This window comes from Thalassobacillus sp. B23F22_16 (assembly GCF_043496955.1).
GTDB lineage: Bacteria > Bacillota > Bacilli > Bacillales > Halobacillaceae > Thalassobacillus > Thalassobacillus devorans_A.
Genome location: NZ_JBIEKD010000001.1, coordinates 176,036 through 195,307, shown reverse-complemented (window position 1 = coordinate 195,307; position 19,272 = coordinate 176,036). Strand labels below are relative to the sequence as shown.

At 42.7% G+C, this 19,272-nt stretch carries 17 protein-coding genes; 14 read left to right on the top strand and 3 right to left on the bottom strand.

Annotated elements, in window-relative coordinates; all coding sequences use genetic code 11:
• Positions 1-98 precede the first annotated feature (98 nt).
• Complete coding sequence (gene arr / locus ACGTNI_RS00975) at positions 99-515, bottom strand: NAD(+)--rifampin ADP-ribosyltransferase (RefSeq protein ID WP_394459259.1); 417 nt, start codon at positions 513-515, stop codon at positions 99-101.
• 326 nt (positions 516-841) lie between these two features.
• Between arr and ACGTNI_RS00970 the strand changes: the two genes are divergently transcribed.
• Both ACGTNI_RS00970 and ACGTNI_RS00965 read left to right on the top strand, forming a co-directional pair.
• Positions 842-2,032 carry an NAD(P)/FAD-dependent oxidoreductase gene (locus ACGTNI_RS00970; protein ID WP_394459257.1) on the top strand — a complete coding sequence of 397 codons (1,191 nt, stop codon included), beginning with the start codon at positions 842-844 and terminating at the stop codon, positions 2,030-2,032.
• Positions 2,033-2,081: 49 nt separating this feature from the next.
• Complete coding sequence (locus tag ACGTNI_RS00965) at positions 2,082-2,945, top strand: sigma-70 family RNA polymerase sigma factor (protein WP_394459255.1); 864 nt, start codon at positions 2,082-2,084, stop codon at positions 2,943-2,945.
• 575 nt (positions 2,946-3,520) lie between these two features.
• Here ACGTNI_RS00965 and ACGTNI_RS00960 read toward each other — a convergent pair.
• A complete protein-coding gene (locus tag ACGTNI_RS00960) occupies positions 3,521-4,003 on the bottom strand; it encodes a MarR family winged helix-turn-helix transcriptional regulator (RefSeq protein WP_394459253.1) in 483 nt (160 codons plus the stop codon).
• 771 nt (positions 4,004-4,774) lie between these two features.
• Here ACGTNI_RS00960 and ACGTNI_RS00955 point away from each other — a divergent pair.
• The 3 genes from ACGTNI_RS00955 to ACGTNI_RS00945 all read left to right on the top strand — a co-directional run bounded on the left by ACGTNI_RS00955 (position 4,775) and on the right by ACGTNI_RS00945 (position 8,153).
• Positions 4,775-6,118, top strand: coding sequence for an NAD(P)/FAD-dependent oxidoreductase (locus ACGTNI_RS00955; protein WP_394459251.1), 1,344 nt, complete (start codon positions 4,775-4,777; stop codon positions 6,116-6,118).
• A gap of 184 nt (positions 6,119-6,302) precedes the next feature.
• Positions 6,303-6,944 carry a YczE/YyaS/YitT family protein gene (locus ACGTNI_RS00950; RefSeq protein WP_394459249.1) on the top strand — a complete coding sequence of 214 codons (642 nt, stop codon included), beginning with the start codon at positions 6,303-6,305 and terminating at the stop codon, positions 6,942-6,944.
• 369 nt (positions 6,945-7,313) lie between these two features.
• The gene (locus ACGTNI_RS00945) at positions 7,314-8,153 is read left to right on the top strand and encodes a flavin monoamine oxidase family protein (protein ID WP_394459247.1); all 840 of its coding nucleotides are present in this window, start codon (positions 7,314-7,316) and stop codon (positions 8,151-8,153) included.
• Between the two features lie 27 nt (positions 8,154-8,180).
• Here the strand turns inward: ACGTNI_RS00945 and ACGTNI_RS00940 are convergent, their stop codons facing one another.
• A complete protein-coding gene (locus ACGTNI_RS00940; protein ID WP_394459245.1) occupies positions 8,181-9,128 on the bottom strand; it encodes an EamA family transporter in 948 nt (315 codons plus the stop codon).
• A 185-nt stretch (positions 9,129-9,313) separates the two neighbouring features.
• Between ACGTNI_RS00940 and ACGTNI_RS00935 the strand changes: the two genes are divergently transcribed.
• The 9 genes from ACGTNI_RS00935 (at position 9,314) to ACGTNI_RS00895 (ending at position 19,245) form a co-directional block, all read left to right on the top strand.
• Entirely contained in the window at positions 9,314-10,126 is an 813-nt protein-coding gene (locus tag ACGTNI_RS00935) for a DUF899 domain-containing protein (protein ID WP_394459243.1), read from the top strand.
• A gap of 61 nt (positions 10,127-10,187) precedes the next feature.
• Positions 10,188-10,922, top strand: coding sequence for a DUF899 family protein (locus tag ACGTNI_RS00930; RefSeq protein ID WP_394459241.1), 735 nt, complete (start codon positions 10,188-10,190; stop codon positions 10,920-10,922).
• 670 nt (positions 10,923-11,592) lie between these two features.
• Positions 11,593-12,012: a flavoprotein gene (locus tag ACGTNI_RS00925; RefSeq protein WP_394459239.1), complete on the top strand. Its 420-nt coding sequence runs from the start codon at positions 11,593-11,595 to the stop codon at positions 12,010-12,012.
• Between the two features lie 32 nt (positions 12,013-12,044).
• Positions 12,045-13,076 (top strand): S66 family peptidase, encoded by a 1,032-nt coding sequence (locus ACGTNI_RS00920; protein ID WP_394459237.1) that lies wholly within the window; start codon positions 12,045-12,047, stop codon positions 13,074-13,076.
• 287 nt (positions 13,077-13,363) lie between these two features.
• Positions 13,364-13,876: a GNAT family N-acetyltransferase gene (locus ACGTNI_RS00915; RefSeq protein ID WP_394459235.1), complete on the top strand. Its 513-nt coding sequence runs from the start codon at positions 13,364-13,366 to the stop codon at positions 13,874-13,876.
• 23 nt (positions 13,877-13,899) lie between these two features.
• Positions 13,900-14,535 carry a YdeJ family lipoprotein gene (locus ACGTNI_RS00910; RefSeq protein ID WP_085509189.1) on the top strand — a complete coding sequence of 212 codons (636 nt, stop codon included), beginning with the start codon at positions 13,900-13,902 and terminating at the stop codon, positions 14,533-14,535.
• Between the two features lie 54 nt (positions 14,536-14,589).
• On the top strand, positions 14,590-15,834 hold the full coding sequence (locus tag ACGTNI_RS00905; protein WP_394459232.1) for an MFS transporter: 1,245 nt from the start codon (positions 14,590-14,592) through the stop codon (positions 15,832-15,834).
• 423 nt (positions 15,835-16,257) lie between these two features.
• Positions 16,258-16,629: an ArsR/SmtB family transcription factor gene (locus ACGTNI_RS00900; protein ID WP_085507337.1), complete on the top strand. Its 372-nt coding sequence runs from the start codon at positions 16,258-16,260 to the stop codon at positions 16,627-16,629.
• A 24-nt stretch (positions 16,630-16,653) separates the two neighbouring features.
• Positions 16,654-19,245 (top strand): heavy metal translocating P-type ATPase, encoded by a 2,592-nt coding sequence (locus ACGTNI_RS00895; RefSeq protein WP_394459230.1) that lies wholly within the window; start codon positions 16,654-16,656, stop codon positions 19,243-19,245.
• The last annotated feature ends 27 nt before the right edge of the window (positions 19,246-19,272 follow it).

The following is a 19,272-nucleotide window of genomic DNA, read 5'->3' as shown; positions in this document are numbered from 1 at the left end:
ATCTCCTATATAAAAAGTATCGAATTAATTATTAAACTTTAAAACAAAATTGGAAATGCCTGCCCCCGTCAATCCGTTGGGGTCAGGCATTTTGAAAATTAATCGTATATGACTGCTTTCCCTTGTTCCCGCAGCCTTTTTAAAGATGTAAGCATGTGCTCTATTTCTTCATCGGAATGTCTTTCCCATGACTTTAATTCGGCTACTATTTTCAAAGGCGATTTAGACCTGTAAGAGCGTGTGGGGTTTCCTGGGAATTTTTTGTCGGTTACGTTTGGATCGTTTTCAAAATCACCTAATGGTTCTACAATATAAATTCTTTCTTTTGCTGAAGGTTTTGCTAATTCAGCACCCCATTTAGCAGCATCTAATGTTGCAGTGAAATAGATATAGTTTGATTTTTTGTCCTGGTAGTTGGATAAGTGTTGGGCTTCCAATAGGTCTCCAATGTCTAGTGCTGCCTTCGTACCATGAAAGAAAGGACCTTTATCTAAGACATCTTTTTTTTCATTCATACGGATACCCCTCTTTTTTAGATTTGTGTATAACAGTATAGCCCAGGAACTTTTGAAAGAGTAGTCTATAAATAATACCTATTTAGGAGTATAATGGAAGTAGAGAGATCGAAGGCGAGCGAAAATTACCTATTAGTTATGTGTTATTTAAATAAGGAATCCTATACAAATCAAAAACAGGGGCGATTATCCAACATGCGATAGTCGTCTTTTTACTATTAGCCTACAAATATTTTGATTTTTTCCTTTGTATTGTATTTCTTATGTCACAAATCAGCTGCTTCCATTGTTATATGTATGAAACACAAAGAAGGAGCTGAAAAGTGATGAGCGACTTGACATGTATCATTATCGGAGGCGGCTATGCAGGACTTGGAGCGCTCTATCAAGTCCAGTCAGCAACCCGGGAAATGGGGAATGGACGACGGATTCGGTTTGTTATGGTCGACAAGCAGCCCGGGCATGTGCGTAAATTAAGGCTGTTTCGTCCAACTTCGGTCGAGGAAGAAATCGTGATCCCTTGGAGTGATTTAAATATCGGAGGGTTCGAATTTGTGCAAGGTACCGTTACAGCTGTGGAGAGTGAAAAAAATTGTATTAATTATGAGGACGTCGAAGGAAATGATGCCTGTATTCATTATGATCTGTTAGTTGTGACGGTTGGCAGCATTGTTCGAAGGCCAAATGAGGACCAGGGTGGGATCGCCTTGACTGACCCGCAAACCGCGGAAGCTATCCGGGAGTGTTGGCAAGGTAATTTACGAAAGGCTGCTGAAGAGACAAATCAAGTCGAACAAAAACGCCTAATGACTATTGCGGTCGCTGGAGCTGGTATTAGTGGCATCGAGACTTCTGCGGATCTGGCTATCGCTATGCAGAAGGAAGCAACAGCATTGGGGCTTGATGCTTCCGATGTCTCCGTCTATTTATTGAATGCACAGGAACGGCTGCTCCCGGAAGTGTCGGAGAAATTCAGACGTAAGCTGGCTCACGAGATTGGTGAATGTGGTGTGACAGTGCTTCATAATTGTAAGGCGATACGGGAGAAAGGAGGAGCAGTGATGCTTAACAATGGCGATTCTCTGGAGGCTGGTCTGTTGATATGGATGATCGGTCTGGATCCGAATCCTGGTCTGCGTAGTTTGGGTTTGCCGCTTACATCTGATGGCCACGTACTGGTTGATGAAAGCTATCGTGTACCAGGTGCTCCAGGGGTGTACAGCATTGGCGACTGTGCGAAGATCATCGATTCTAAGACAGGAAAATTGGAACAGAAGACGTGCTTTGAAGCCGGCATACAGGCGATTCGACTGGGGAAAATCGTGCGGGCGGATCTGGAGGGCCGTCCCGCACCGATTCACAAAGCTTCGAAATCTAACTTTGCCGCTTATACGATCGGCTTAGGACAAAAAGGGCTGGTTTGGATTCGCAAATGGGGAGTTGATATCATAATGACAGGAAAGACACCAGGAAAAATCAAGAAGCTGATTGAGGATAAAGCCAGTTACTTACGATAGAGAAAAAGATATTGCCTTATTATTAACATTCAAGAAAGGGGAGACAGTGATGGAGGAACTTTATGATCAATATAAAGCGTTACTGTTTACTCTGGCTTATCAGTTAACAGGCTCTGTTGCAGACGCTGAAGATGCGCTACAGGATGTATTCTTTAAGGCATATGATGTGAATGTGGAACGTTTAAAAGAGCCGAAAGCGTATTTGTGTAAAATGGTAACCAATCGCTGTCTTAATCTGCAGATATCGGCACGAAAACAAAGGGAAGTATACGTTGGTCCGTGGCTGCCCGAACCGATGCAAACGACGGGAACGGATACTGTCGAGGTGACGGTCGTCCGTCGCGATTTATTATCCTACGGCATGATTGTTCTGTTGGAGAGGCTGGCACCGACGGAGCGGGTTGTGTTTGTCCTGCGGGAGGCGTTAGGGTTCAATTATCTCGAAATCGCCGAACTGCTCGGCAAGAGAGAGGATAATTGCCGCAAGCTGATGAGCCGGGCCCGTCACAAGATGGAAATACCAGCGGATGAGATAGTGGGGAACGAAGCGGTGGAATTGGAATGGCTGAACCGGTTCCTCACTTCTCTTGAGCAGGGGAACGTGGATCATTTGCTTTCCTTGTTGAATGAAAACGTCATGCTTGTCACCGACGGAGGAGGAAAAGTAAATGCGTTCAAGCATCCGGTACGAAACCGTGAACGCGTGGCTCGATTTCTGGCTGCTGCGCTTGAAGGCTTAGCGTCCTATTATCAGGAAGATATTTATATCGAGGCTGCTCCTCTGAATGGGGAGAAAGGGATAGTATTCCGGGCTGGGTCTGATACAGTGGCTGCTTTATTTATTCAACAACAGCATGGGAAATTTTCAAGAATTTATGTGGTACGAAACCCTGATAAGCTTACTCGTGTGTAAGTGGTGGATTACCATCCCTAAACATTAGTCCCTGAACCCACTCCGTTACTACTTAAAAAGGGTGGGGCAGATATTGTAAGAAGCAAATGTTCCGTTATAGTCCAGTCTCTTTCTTTGTCAGCAATCTGTAACTGGACGAAAGTTTAATATACAGGGTACAAAGGCCAAATCCTATAATATAAGTGATTCCAGTCCACACCATATTCCATCCCGTGTGATACACAACCTTGCCAGTAAGCAGAAAAATATATTCAATAAATGACACTACAAAAGTAAACAAAAGAACCAGATAAAACGGATGAATCCGCCTCTTTTTCAGCACATAAGCGAAAATAATCGCTATCATAGGAAAGTAACCAATGTTATAAGGGACTATCGATAAAGAAGGATTTAGATAGACTGGGTTTACCGTCCAAAACTGCACCAGACCTAAATCGTTAAATAAAAAGGCGATGGTGGCGCCCAAGGGAAATAACATGATAACTAACCGAGGTTCTTTCGTAAAGAAGTAAATGCAGATCATCCAGGGGATAATCATACCGAACATAATATTAAATAACATTGGAATCACTTCTTTATATTTGATAATCTAATGCCTCTTCTGTACGTTCACCTAATCCTATTCTTCCATTAATAACCTTCTGTTTAAATGGTTCCCCTATGTTTACATCCAAAATTTTCTGAGCATAGGCCAGGAAATTGACTATTTCTTCTTTCGAGAGACAGCTGGTGTCGCAGGGGAAATTCTCTATGTCTTTAACAGCGCCAACCAGTTGTTTCAGCAAGACGCTTCCTTCTGGAGTAATTTCTACTTTTTTGAACCTTGGTTTCTCCTTATCAATGCCTATACGAATCAAGCCCCGCTCTTTTAGTGGTTTCAATAGTCTAGTAACAGTGGAGTTGTGCCAGCATCCTAACTCCCCAATCTCTGTTGGCGTAAGAACATTCTGATTCGTAGACAGTAAAAATAAAATATGCTGTTGGGCAGGGGTGATATCATATCTACGACCCAGTTCAGCCCACTGTTCTTCCATACAAAAGTACAATGCTCTGATCATTAGAAGTAAATTTCTTTTCAGCCAAACGTCCACTTTTTTCAACCTCACTTGTAAGTACAATTGTAGATACAACTGTAGTATTCGTTAGTTTCTATTCTTTATTCATGTCAATAGAAAGTGCCGGGTCCCTGCCCATTGATGCATTGTTGAGGTGGGGGTTAGGCACTTTTTACTGTAGTCATATTTTTAAGACCATTACATGATAGAATAATCAGGTTGTCATTCCTAATTTAAAAAAAAGGAATTTACTCCCATCTTGTTTAATTACCAATAGGAGCACTATGTGAAAATGGGAGGCAGCAAATATGTTGTTAGAGGACTTTAAGGATTTTTTAGTAAAATACAGAACGTCTTGGAATAGCTTAAATTCCAAGAGGATGCTAGCGCACCATTCAAAGGATTTGGAAGTCAGGTGGGCTGGCCCTGAAACCATTGTTTCTGATTGGGGTTTTGATGAGGCTGAACATGGCTGAATTCAGGCATATAAGCAATATCAAGGTAGAAACCCTAAATGGTTTTTTGATGACGTTTTAATAGAAATCAATAAGCACAAAGAAGGTGTAGCTATCTTTTGGGTGAGCTTAGAAGTGGATGGGGAAATGACTGATGTAAAATTACTTTTTATAGAGACTTTCCGTAAAGAAAACTATGGATGGAAGAAAATTAGGGAGTATGTTGAAAATAGCTTTACTAGATAAAAGTGAAACATGTGTTTAAAGTTCTCTTCAGGGATGATGGGAACAAAGAATGCTGGATAGGGGATGTTATGGTTTGGAGCGAAGGGAAAAGGCTGTGGTTGTAGGGGGAGGCATATCTGGAAAATTGGCAGCACGTGTATTGGCTGATTTTTTTAAAGAAGTAATTATTCTGGAACGTGATGCAGAACCACAAGGTCCATTGCCGAGGAAAGGAGCACCTCAAGGCGAGCATATCCATGCCCTGCTTTTTGCCGGCGCGAATGGTCTCGAAGAACTGTTTCCTGGTATTACGGAGAAATTTAATGCAAGCGGAGCCGTGAAAATCAATGCCACCAAGGACATTGCGTGGTTTCACCATGGAGTTTGGAAACTCCGTTATGATGGGGAATACGCAACGATTCTGCAAACACGGCCGCATTTAGAATGGCTTCTGGAGCAATACATAAAAAAGATTACGAATGTGACGATCCAGTACAGCCAAAAGGTCAGTGATTTTCTATATAATGAAAAAGAAAATCAAATGACTGGAGTGGAAATAAGGGATGGCAGCGACTCGATTACTTTGCATGCCGATTTGATTGTAGATGCCAGTGGTGTTAGTAGCCTTTCTTCCAGGTGGCTGAGGAAACGAGGAGTCCCTATTCCGGAAGAGAAAGTTAATATTGATTTGTGTTATTTTACAAAAACAATCGAACTTCCTGACAACCCAGACAGAGACTGGGCGATTAAACTTGTCTATCCTAACCCTCCTTCTGAAAAAATCGGTGGAGGTATTTCGAAGGTAGAGGGCAATCGTTATTTAGTTACCTTTATGGGCTACCATAATGAAATAAATGAAAAGGAAGTACGGAAGAGTGATGCTAACTTTATAGATATCGCGAGACAATTGCCTATACTGGATCTTTATCATGAACTGCAGGATGCTACTGCCTTGTCAGGTACCTCGATCTTCCGGGTGCCGAATATCACGTGGAGAAGGTTTGATAAAGTGAGCAAATTCCCAAACGGTCTTCTGACGATTGGGGATACGTTTTGCAGAATTGATCCCTTTTTTGGACAAGGGATGAGCATTGCCGTCCTGGAAGCTTTAGCATTGGAAAAGCTGCTGGCTGACCGGAATAGATCGACTCAAAACCTAAGGGATCGCTTTCACCGTGAGGTTAGGAAAATCATTTCACCTATTTGGAATATGGTGCTAACCGAAGATTTCCGTTACCCGGAAACGGTGGGGAAGAAGCCGGCAGGTCTTTCTATCCAGCAGTGGTATGCGAAAAATATTTTTCTTCTATCCTCTGAACATAAAGGGACCTACAATTCTTTTATCCAGGTCATGCATCTGCTTCGCCCAACTTCCACTTTGATGCACCCGAAAATTATAAAAAATGTCTGGAAGCGGAAGTTTATCAATAAGCGTTAATGTTGTTTTCACAAAATGCCTGCCCCTCACTCTGTTACCAAACTAACAGGTTGGGGGCAGGCACGTTTCGGAAACGTGTCCAATTGGTTTCTTTTCTATTTATCTGTTACTTTATTGGTAGTAGGAGACATCTTTTTGGAAATAAGTCTATCAATGGCTTTGTTTTATAGAAAAGGAGATACATATGCGAAAAATCGGTAAATCATTTTTGATCTATTTTATTGGGATTTCGATATTAACATTAGGAATTACGCTCACCATTCAATCCCGATTAGGGACGTCACCATTTGATGCCTTACTCGTTGGTTTATATCGCACATTTGGATTAACCATTGGAACGTGGGAAATCGTGGTTGGTTCGACTATGGTGTTGCTTAATGCAGCGGCTTTAAAAGCAAGACCGGAATTTTTAGCTATATTAACTTCCATTATTACTGGGATGGGAATTGATACCTGGCTTTTTTTATTAGGAGATTGGTTAATACCTACTCATTTAATTGAACAAGTATTATTAGTCTTACTAGGCATTCTTTTAGGCGGAATAGGTATCGCTATTTATTTGGAATCAAACTTTGCCCCCAATCCTATGGATCGATCGATGGTAATTTTAACAGATAAAACAAGCTGGTCTTTTAGCAGGTCACGGGCGATCATTAGTATCGTATTAGTAATCATTGCTTTCTTTTTCAATGGTGCTATTGGTATTGGAACGCTGCTAAATGCATTAATCACAGGGGTAATCATTCAGTGGGCTCGTCCCTATGTGCTGGTTATTCTTTATAAACGTCCTATACAAGTGGCAAAAAAGAGTCACCAATCAATGTGAAAGTGCCTGCCCTCAATCCGCCAGGCTGGGGGCAGGTACTGCCGTTTTATAAAGACCGTTAAACGGTGGGAATAGGGAGCTAATGATCTTTATAAAGTGGATCATGACCATTAGAAAAGAAATACGCTGGAGTTATGGTCTTTATAGTCAGTATAAGAACCATAAGCAAATTTAAATTAGGATGGGACGGTCATTATAAGAAGGACCTCGTCCAGTCAAATAGAAAGTGCCTGTCCCCGTTGCATTAATGCTTTACTAAGGTGGGGGTCAGGCACTTTTTTCTGGTTCTGGCCGCAGTATGAGAAGACTATTACCAGCCTTGTTAAAGAACTCAATGTAGGAACGTTCGACCAGTATAATAAAGGGGCAATGCTCTCTGAACGAACTAAAAACCTGCCACCAGAACGTTTTGTCCTGCCAGAAAATGCAGGCGAAAGATCGGTTCGCATCCAAGGTGGTGTTCAGTCGCTTATTGATGCTGTAGCAAATACGGTTCCTCCAGGGGTAGTTGAGCTTGAAACGCGAGTGACAGCCATTCGACTTGGTGAAGCCGAAGCTATCACGGTTGAAGCAATTCGTGCTGATGGAAAGAGAAAAGAAGTTCCGGCGAGTGCTGTTATCCTGGCACTGCCGCCTCGGATTGTAGCGCGGTACATAACTTTCTCCCCTTCCTTACCAGAAAAACTTAAAACTGACCTAACAAGCAAACCGACATGGATGGCAGGACAGGCCAAGGCTATTGCAGTCTATGACCATCCCTTTTGGAGGGAGTCAGGACTTTCTGGATTTGCAACAAGCTGGGTTGGCCCCTTACAGGAAATCCATGATGCTTCTCCTGAAACAGGAGCTGGGGCGTTATTTGGATTTTTCGGCATGCCAGCGAAAACGCGCCATGAAATGGGAGAGGGTAAAGTTTTACATTTGGTCAGAGATCAATTGGTCAGACTCTTTGGACCCGCTGCTCAAAACGTCAAGACTATCCTCTACAAGGATTGGTCTAGAGAATCCGAAATGGCTGTCGAGGAAGATATGGAGCCGCTTCAAGATTTTCCGAAATATGGTTATCCACCTGCATCAGGGGTATGGGAAAAGAAGATTATTTTTGCTGGGACAGAGGCTGATTCGCGATTTGGCGGTCATCTTGAAGGCGCACTCCTGGCAGCTGAACGTGCAGTTTTTGAAATCACTGATTTAAATAACGAGCCTTAATTTAAAAAAACGAATCCATCCTAGCGTTCATTCAGCTAGGATGGATTCGTTTTGTCTCTCGTCTGTGGGAGCGGATTTTTTGTTAAAGGCAAGTAATAGCGTCATACCGATGATACAGGCCATCCCGACCCATTGAAAAAAACCAAAGGGTTCCCGTAACCAGAGAACCATCGTTAATACCGCGGAAAGGGGTTCCAGGTTGCCGATGAGGCTGGTTTCTTTAGGTAATAGATATTGCAAACTCTCAATGTAAAACCAAAACGCAAGCATCGTACCAAATATGACGACAAATAGGAGATACATATAAATTTCAGCGGTAAAGGCTGTAAATTCCGCTTGCCAGGGAGGATGGATAAGCCCTAAGGAAATTCCTCCAATGACCATTGCCCATCCAACAACAACAAGGGAATCAAATTCTCTAAGCAGAGGAATGGCATATAAGGTGTAAAAGGCAAGGGCAACCCCCGATAAAATCCCCCAAAAGATAGAGATACCAGGCACGGATAATTGTGAAATGGTTCCGTTGGTCAGTAATAAAAAGGTGCCGAGTAAAGCAAGCGAAACGGTCACTGCATCCTGTTTTTCGAAGGTCGTCTGTTTACGAATGAGTAAATAAACGATGATCATAACCGGAGCAAGATATTGCAAAAGCGTAGCAACCGCCGCATTCCCGTAATTGATGGAAGCCATGTAGGTATACTGCACCCCGAGCATGCCAAGTAATCCGAATATAATCATCTGGACAGCTGTGTGCTTATTTTTCCAAATACTAATGATAGAATAGTTATCTTTCCTGAAAAATTGGATAGTCAACAGTAGTATGCCGGCTATGAGCAAGCGAACGGTTACCAGCCAATTGACATCGATCGCGTGATCCTGGAAGAGTTTTTGGGAAACTGTCCCCCCTACACCCCAAAAGATAGCCCCCGTTATGACGAGCAGTAATCCTTTGCTTCTTGTATGTCCTTTTCTCATATGCACTCACCTCAAAAATATCACGATAGTGTTATAATAATTGAAAAATAGCGGGAGTCATACCTTTATCGCATAGAAAAGTATCACTAATTTGAGGTTGTCTTTATATTTTTAGCAATCGAGAAGAAATCCATAGTTAATGGTCGTGGTAAGCTTAAGAAAACACTAAAAAGGGAGAAGATGATATGGAAGAAAAGCAATTACAATCGCACCTTCCCAAAGCCGTCTCAAGAGGTGAGTGGCTTAAGGCTCGTAAGGAACTGCTTGCTAAAGAGAAGGAATTTACGAAGGCCCGGGATGAACTGAATGCCGAACGTCGCCGACTTCCAATGGTAGAGATTGATAAGGACTATGTCTTTGAGGGTCCGCATGGTAAGAGCACGCTGCTTGATTTGTTTGAAGGGCGCCCGCAACTTATCGTACACCACTTCATGTTCGATCCTGAGTGGAACGAGGGGTGTCCAGCTTGTTCGCTGGCTGCGGATAACATTGGTCATCTCGCCCACTTGTATGCCCGAAACACGTCGTTTGCTCTGATTTCCCGTGCTTCATTTCCAAAGCTCCAGCACTACAAAGAACGCATGGGTTGGGATATCCCATGGTACTCCTCCTACGATAGTAACTTTAACTATGATTTTCACGCTACACTAGATGAATCTGTCGCCCCTATCGAATACAACTACTTGACCAAGGACGAGCTTGTGCAAAAAGGTGTTCCCCTCGAGGCCGGGCAGTCAATGGAAGTGCCTGGCGTGAGTGCCTTTCTCCGTGATGGTGAAAAAATTTATCACACCTATACAACGTACGCCCGTGGGACGGATCTACTACTTGGTACCTTTAATTATCTTGATTTAACAGCGCTCGGGAGGCAGGAGGATTGGGAAAAGCCACCAGGACGCAGCGACGGCAATGGCAATTCATGGCTTCGTCGTCATGACGAATACGATCACTCTACTGAAACGGGTTCCTGCTGTCATTCAAAAAAGAGCGACTTGTAATCTCTATGTATTTATGTGATTAATTTTGATTGGGTAAAGACAATTGGGAAAGGGGCATGACATGAGTCAAAATGACAACGTTTCTGCGCGGCCTCCAGTGGTTGACCGCGCTACCTGGCAGGCCGAATTGGATGAGTTGCGGATCCGGGAGAAGGAGCATACTCGCGAAGGTGACGCAATTGCGGCAGCCCGTCGTCGGCTGCCGATGGTCGAAGTGGACTCGTCCATCCCGCTGATTGGCCCGGATGGCCCGGTCACACTGCTGGAAGCATTCGAGGGCCGCCACAAGCTGATCGCCTATTTTCACATGTGGCACGCAGGCAGGCCAGCATCGGAGCAGTGCGAGGGCTGCACCTTTTCCACGGCCCACATCAACGAGCTGTCCTATCTGAACTCCCGGGACGTCAGCTATGCCACTTTCTGTGAAGGACCGTATGAAGAGAGCTCTAAATATCGCGACTTTATGGGCTGGACGGTTCCCTGGTACTCCGTGCCACAGGAATCAGCTGACCAGTTAATCGTCGACCGGCATTTCGGCATCCTTGTCAGTTATCTCCGGGACGGCGACAAAGTATATGAGACTTACTGGACCACAGGCCGTGGCAACGAACGGATGGCCCCGTCGTACGGCCTGCTGGACCTGACTGTCTATGGCCGTCAGGAGTTCTGGGAGGATTCGCCGGATGGCTGGCCGAAGCATTGGGGTTCCAAAGGTGGTCAGTTTCAGTTGGACGGCCGCCCGACCGCCCAGTGGTCCCGCCTGGCAGCCGGACGCTCTGATGATCTTGGCACCTAGGCTGACTGCCATGTTTAAAGAATATAAAGTACTATTCAAAAAGCCGTCGGGTTTTGAATTTATCATATAATACACTTTCAAATGAGGGAGCGATTACTAAAGAAATGTAGTCGCTTCTTTAGCGGACGTTACTAAAATATAAGAACAGTAAGTAATATCTCGAGTTCAATCTTCTATATTTTTAAAAAACTCCATCCTCAATTCCTGTTATTGTACCTGTCAAGCTCCTCGAATGCTTTATACTTATACTCATTCCGATCTATTTTCTCTCTTACGTTATTGTATTTCTTATTTTTCCTATCTACATAAACACCGATTCCTAAAAATAGTATAAATGGGCTTAACGTATATAACCAGAAGATATTCATTCCTCCCTGTTTTATAGGATTTTATGTTCGTTAACGAAGGCTGTTTCCAACATATACGAATGAATTTGGAATACGTTTCAATCATCAAAAACTTTGGCAATGTGCGGGATAGGCACAGACCATGTCTTTTGGTTAGATTCTAGTGACAAAGAGGGATTCTTTTGTTCAAGTCGAAGTTGTATATATGGGGCCCATTCGTTAAATGGAGGATACATACCCGGCAACAGAGCATCATTTGTTGTGAAAAAATAGGAGCTTCATAGTTTTTACATGCTATTACATACTTTAGGAGGATTTTTATTTTGGAAAATAGTTCATTTAGCAAGTTTCTTGATTCTTATTTAGATGTTTGGAAAAGTTCGTCTTTAACAGACATGAAAGATATCATTTCCAAAGAATATCGAGCGAGGGAGATCTCCAACAACGAGATAGTAGACTTTGGTTATGAAGAGGCGATAGCTGGCTGGGAACAAGGATTTAATTTCGCAAGACTAGAAGGGAACGAATGGGACTTAAATGAAGTGTCGATTATTCCTTTACGAGAAGATGAAGTAATGGCAATTTTATCAGCTACATTAATAATTGATGGGAATCAATTAGAGAATGTCAGCTTATTTTTTCAGACATTTAAGCGGAATGAAGCTAATGAGTGGAAATTGATAAGAAGTTACATAGAAGCTGGAGTTCCAAATGTAAATATAAAAGAGATACAATTCAACTAAAGGATACGATTTTATTTAAGGGGGAAGTGGGTGTGTTAATAAAGCCAAAGAAATTGCAACGTGGAGATCGTGTTGCAACAATAAGTCTTTCCTGGGGAGGTGCGGGGGAGCCTGATCTTAGATGGCGTTATGAACAAGGTGTAAAGCGGTTAGAAGATATATTCGGACTGGAAGTTATCCCGATGCCCAACAGCTTGAAAGGCGGAGACTATCTTTATAACAATCCAAAGGCTCGTGCTGAAGACTTGATGTCGGCCTTTAAAGATGACAGCATTAAAGGGATTATTGCAAATATCGGTGGTGATGACAGTATTCGCTTACTTCCCTATATCGATTTCAATGTGATACGTGAAAATCCCAAAATCTTTATGGGTTACTCGGATGTGACCATTTCCCATCTGTTTTGTCTTAAAGCAGGGGTTTCTTCCTTTTATGGACCAGCTATTATGACTGATTTTGCTGAAAATGTGGAGATGGATCCGTATACGGTTGAGATGGTGAATCGAACGCTTTTCTCAAATAAAACTATTGGGCAAATCCAGCCTGCAGAAGCATGGACAAGTGAGCATTTGGAGTGGAAAGAAGCGAATAAAAACCGACGTCGGACCATGCAGCCGAATTCAGGTTACGAGGTTATACAAGGTTCTGGTACGGTACAAGGGCATTTGATTGGTGGCTGCATAGAAGTGCTGGAGTTTGCAAAAGGGACAGAGATTTGGCCTGATCAGGAACATTGGAACGGAAGCATTCTTTTCTTGGAAACATCGGAAGAAAAACCTGACCCTGGTTTTATCCGGTATTGGTTACGGAATTACGCTGTACAAGGTATCCTGAAAAGGGCGAATGGAATCCTATTTGGCAAACCTCAGGATGAGAAGTATTACGAAGAATATAAAGAAGAAATTCGAACGGTAATGAAGGAATTTGATTTGGGGGATTTACCGATCTTATATAACTTGAATTTTGGCCATACCGAACCGAAAATCGTTTTACCATATGGAGCAAAAGCAGAAATTAATTGTGAGGCTAAGACCTTTTCCATTTTAGAGAGTGGAGTGGACTGAGGACCCAAGGACAATACAGGTTTTATATTCTGAAAACTATAGTATAAAAAGACCTTAGATGAGCCAACATCTACGGTCGGTAATAGAACGGTTCCCTGCAAGGGGGATCGGCGCTTCAGAAGGAAATAATCCACCTGAGTCCTTAGCTCAAGGGTGGATTATTTTTTTTTGGTTGAACGAAAGCGTAATCCCAAAAAGGGATTGCGCTTTTTTTTTGGAATTAGTGTTGTGTAAATGATGGGGTTTTGAAATAATTGGAATTGAATCAAAAATAAGGGAGGGGAAGGATGGAAATTAGAAAGGCAGCTGTAACGGATGCGAAAGATGTGGCAAAGGTGCAGGTTGATAGCTGGCATTCCACGTATAAGAACATCGTACCTGATGAATATTTAAACAACATGAGTTACGAAAGCCGGGAGGAAAAATGGAAAGAAATTATTTCCAGTCAACCTGTTTATGTAGCTGAAAATGATGATGGTAAGATCATAGGCTTCTCGAATGGCGGTGCAGAAAGGACGGGGAAGTACCCTGCCTTTGGAGGCGAATTATATGCTATATACATATTGAAAGAACATCAAAGAAAAGGGTTAGGGAAACAGTTATTAGCGCCAATACTTCAAGAGTTAAGGGTTAAAAGTGTTTATTCCATGCTTGTATTAGTGCTGGAAGATAATGATGCCAGTTTTTTCTATGAGCATCTTGGAGCTGAAAAAGTGGATACGGTTGAGATTGAAATCGCAGGTAAAAAACTAAAGGAAGTTGTTTATGGATGGAAAGACATAAGGGAAATTCCAATTTAATAAGGAAAGGAACAGACTTACATATGAAAAACTTAATAAAGGTATTTGGTGATGTTTCCCTGCTGTTGCTTCTGGTATTACTTCTGGGATGTACAGCAGGTACGGGCGAAGAGACTAACAAAGATACTGCTGTAGATGCAGAAGAAAAGAAAACAAATAATAATGAAGATAGTGAAACAGAAAAGTCAGGAGAGGGAGGTTCTGAGGAAGCTTCTTCAGGAGAAGAGACAAGTGAAGAGGAGTCAGATCATGCAAACGGAAGTGCAGAAGAGGATCCGCTAGCTGATTATTCTTCAGAGGAGATTGAATATGCTCGTGTTTGGCTGCAACTTGGCGAGTTAAAAGAAGTGGACGAATTGAATGTCAGACATATTCCGTCTGGTACTCCACTCAACCCTGATGACGAAACCAGTGCGGATTATCCGGAAGATGTCATCCAATTGGCAGGCAGTCGATTAGTAGCTGGTTCGGTCACATACAGCGGGAATGGCGATGGAACCATTAATGTCTATCAGGTTCCTTTACGCTGGGATGGAGAATACCCTGCAGGAGAAAGTTTTTACAAAGAAATTATTAAAAGTACGGAGCTTGTGGCGGTGGACCCTGGTAACGAAAAAGATATTATTGAATTGATCGAAGTCCTGAATATCCATAACTGACTTCCCGGCTGCTAGCCCGGAGAGTGGTGCCAATTTATACATTAGGAGTTCTATATGATACCAAAATCAAAGAGTTGGAAAGATCCTGCGCTATTATTATCTTCGATTGGGATTTCTAGTATTGGTGATTTTATCTACTTAGTTGCCATCAATATTATTGTCTATCAACTGACGGGTTCTGCCGCTGCTGTGGCCGGACTCTGGATCATTGCGCCATTAACGAATATCGTAACAAAATTATGGACTGGCAGTTTTATCGATTATCGCAGCAAGCGTAAAGTCATGGTCGTCACTTACATCATGAGAGCTGTGTTTATCAGTTTTATCCCATTTGCTCCCAATATGATCGTCATCTATGGGATTCTAGTTATATTGAGTGTAGCAAAGTCCTTTTTTAATCCATCCTCTATGACGTATGTTGCTATTCTTGTAGAAAAGGAGAAGAGAAAGCGCTTCAACGCCATTCGTTCTTTCACTGATTCTGGAGCTTTTATTATTGGACCGGCAATTGGAGGAGCACTCATATTATTAACGTCAGTCGAAACAACTTTATTGCTTAATGCAGGGTTCTTTGTTCTATCAGGAATTTTGTTATTATTTCTTCCTGAAAAAGAGAAGATTGATAAAGAAAAGATACCGGCTTTAACCTTTTCGCAAGTGGTTCGTGATTTTACAGAAGTACGTACATTCATGTCCAAAAATAAATATGTAGCATTTATTTATCTCGGCTTTATTATGGTGATGGTTTTTTCCTTTGCCATGGACACCCAGGAAGTTGTGTTTACACAACAAGTCATCGGTCTGTCTGAATTAGAGTACAGCTTGTTAATCAGTATAACCGGAATCGGTTCGGTGACAGGAGCCGTTTTGTTATCCTTTTTTTCAAATAAATTCTCGTTAAGGTATATGATTGTTATCGGACTTACCATGACGACGGCTGGGTATATCATTTATGCATTTTCCTGGTCTTTTGCTTCTATCGTCGCTGGTTTTGTCATACTAGGATTCTTTAATGTATTCCTGAATGCAGGAATCATGACGTTCTATCAAAATAATGTTCCCGTTGAGATTATGGGAAGAGTAACAAGCATCTATCAGTTAATTCAAAGCGTTATTCAAGTGCTATTTATTCTCGGAATCGGATTTCTTGCTGATATGATCTCTTTACGAATCACCATTGTTGCTTTAGCGCTGGTTATGCTGCTCTCATCATTTATATTTTCTTATTTAGTAATCAAGCCGAATAGGAAATCTTTTTACCAGGAAGACACAGCGGAAAAGAAGGAACTAAGTATGTAGGTAAACATTTTTTATTAAATGAAAAAGGTGGAATTTTAATGGGTGTACTAATTGCCATATTAGCTATCCTGTCTTCCGCTGGGTTTCTATATTATTGGGGAAAATCAGGCTTTGACTGGGGTACAACTGAACCAAAAAAGAAGGAGGACGAATAATGATTTTATTGGGGTATCTTTCAGCGATGGGCGTTTGCTGATTGAGTAATCGGCTACCTGCCCTCCCTCTGTTACCTTTTAGCAGGAGGGGGGAATGTACCATTCCTGTAAAAAACAATAGAATCGTGCACGTAAAGAAGAGGCTTCAGCAATGAAGTCTCTTTTTTCATTCAAACGCCCATTTTATTGTTTTGTGTTGACTTGGAAGCATAGGAAACATACACTATAAACAAACATTCAAATAATTATTAGAATGAAGGTGAACATTATGAGTGAAGAGATAGTGAAAAAAGCACCGAAAGATACGTGTGATACGTTTTGTTATGATGAAGAGCTTGTTCAACGCGTGCAGCCGGAAATCGAAAAGGTGGAAGGCGTGGAGTTGATTTTCAAAGCTCTGTCGGATGCCACTCGTATGAAAATTGCCTATGCGTTAACACTGGAGAAGGAACTATGTGTCTGTGATGTGGCCAATATCATTGGCTCAACGACGGCCACGGCTTCTCATCATTTAAGGTTATTGCGCAACATGAAATTAGCCAAATATCGTAAAGAAGGAAAGCTTGTGTTTTATTCCTTAGCGGATGATCATGTTCACCAGTTAGTATCGATTGCTTTATTACATTCAAAAGAAGGATGACTGGAATAGATAGGGGGCACACCAATGAGTCGCATAGAGCCAGAAACAACATCAAGTTGCTGCACGAATCACACAGAGCCGGAAGTCCAGGAAACAAAAGAATCCTGCTGTTCTGAGAAGAAAACCGAAGAAGCTTCTGCCAATTCTACATGTTGCGGAAGTGAGCCGAACGAAAAAGAAACGTCTCCGATAGCTTCATGCTGTGGGAGTGATTCAAAAGAAGAACATACAGGAGGCCCATCTTCCTGTTGCAGTTCGGGAGAGAGTACAATCGAGCAAGTAAATGACGTGAGTACTCAGCCAGCAGGGCAGCAAACCATGGAGTTCAGAGTAAATGGGATGGACTGTCCTTCCTGTGCAGCTACCATTGAGAAAGGGCTGCAAAAGACCAAAGGAATCCAATCGGTCCGAGTAAACTATGGCACCGGAAAAATGGCCGTAGGCGCCGCTGATCGTTCGGTATATGAACTTATTCCGAGTCAGGTGCGCAAATTGGGCTTTGAAGCTGAGCCTATGGATAATAATAAAAACATGCAAACGTATAAAATCGAAGGGATGGATTGTGGTTCTTGTGCCATGACGATCGAAAAGCACTTAAGCAAAAATCCGAATGTTCAAGCGGTCAAGGTGAATTTTTCTACAGGAAAAATGCAAATTGATCATTCCACAAACCAAAAAGAAATAATTAAAGAGGTTCAACGAGCTGGTTTCGATGCTTCCTTAAATACGGTCCGTAACCAGAGTGAAGCATCTGATAGCAAGAAAAAAGGAGCCTCGACGACCACCCTCTCCGGAATTTTCCTGGCTCTTGGTTTTATCGGTTCTTTTACTGACGTAACCTCCGGATTAATTACGGCACTATATGCGGCAGCGATTGTGATCGGTGGATATAAACCGGCGAGAAGTGCCTTTTATGCGATTAAAAGTAGTTCCTTAGACATGAATGTGCTCATGGCCTCTGCAGCCATTGGAGCTGCCTTGATTGGTGAATGGTTTGAAGGAGCGACGGTCGTATGGCTTTTCGCCTTAGGTAACACGTTACAAAACAGGTCGATTGAGCGTACCAGAGATTCCATCCGAAGTTTAATGAACCTGACTCCATCAGAAGCTACTGTTAAAGAAGGGAATCAACTTATCCGGAAGCCCGTAGAAGAAGTGGGAATCCATGACATCATTGTCATTAAACCCGGGGAGAAACTTCCGCTGGATGGGGAAATTTTATCAGGGGCATCGAGTATTAACCAGGCTCCGATTACCGGAGAATCCTTGCCTGTAGATAAACAGGAAGGGGATACGGTTTATGCAGGTACGGTCAATGAAAGTGGAGCGTTAGAAGTAAAAGTTACAAAGTTAGTGGAAGATACAACGATTGCAAAAATCATTCACCTTGTGGAAGAAGCCCAGGAGAAAAAGGCTCCAACGCAGGCCTTTGTCGATCGCTTTGCAAGTGTCTACACGCCGATTGTCTTTATTCTTGCCTTGCTTGTCATGGTGGTACCGCCATTACTTGGTTTCGGAACATGGGGTGAGTGGCTCTATAAAGGCCTTGCATTATTAGTGGTCGCCTGCCCTTGTGCCTTGGTGATTTCCACGCCCGTGGCGATTGTATCTGCGATTGGAAATGCCGCTAAAAACGGTGTCCTCATCAAAGGTGGCACATTCTTAGAAAAGGCTGGAGCCATTCAGGCGATTGCTTTTGATAAGACAGGGACGCTGACAGAAGGCAGACCGAAAGTTGCCGAAGTGATCTCCCTTCATAACAACAGGGAAGAGCTGATTAGTATTACACGGACGATTGAAGAGCACTCCACTCATCCAATCGCTCAGGCAATCACCACTTATGCAAAAGAGCGTAGCATTCCAGCTATGGAAGGGGAAGCCTTTAAGGCGATTGCGGGTAAAGGAGCCCAGGCGACGATTAACGGTGTGGAATACTTTGCTGGTAATCCTAAGCTGTTTCGAGAGATGGAAGTTCCTTTTCATGAATTAGAAGAACGTATGGACTCCTTACAAGGCAACGGAAACACGCTTGTAGTGGTAGGTACTCGATCAGAGGTGCTGGGTCTAATTGCTGTTGCAGATACCATCCGTGACATTACGGTTCAATCCATTCAAACGCTCAAGCAAGTTGGTATGAGAGAAATGGTGATGTTGACGGGTGATAATGAAGGAACGGCGAAAAAAATTGCAGGCGAAACTGGAGTCGATCGTTACTTTGCTGAGCTGCTTCCGGAAGACAAAGTGTCTGCGGTGAAGAAACTGCAGGCGGAAGGAAAACGCGTTGCGATGGTAGGGGATGGAATTAATGACGCTCCGGCCCTTGCGACAGCTGACCTTGGCATTGCCATGGGGGGTGCTGGCACAGATACAGCCATGGAGACAGCCGACATCGTTCTCATGGCGGATAATTTGGAAAAACTTCCTCATACGATCCGTTTGAGCCGTAAAGCCCTGGATATTATTAAGCAGAACATTTGGTTCTCCTTAATCACTAAGTTAGCCGCGCTGGTTTTAATTTTTCCAGGAATCTTAACCTTATGGATGGCGGTGCTAAGTGATACCGGCGCTGCGTTAATCGTTATTCTTAACAGCATGAGATTGTTAAGGAAAAAATAGGGGATATGGAATCCACATGATAAAGGT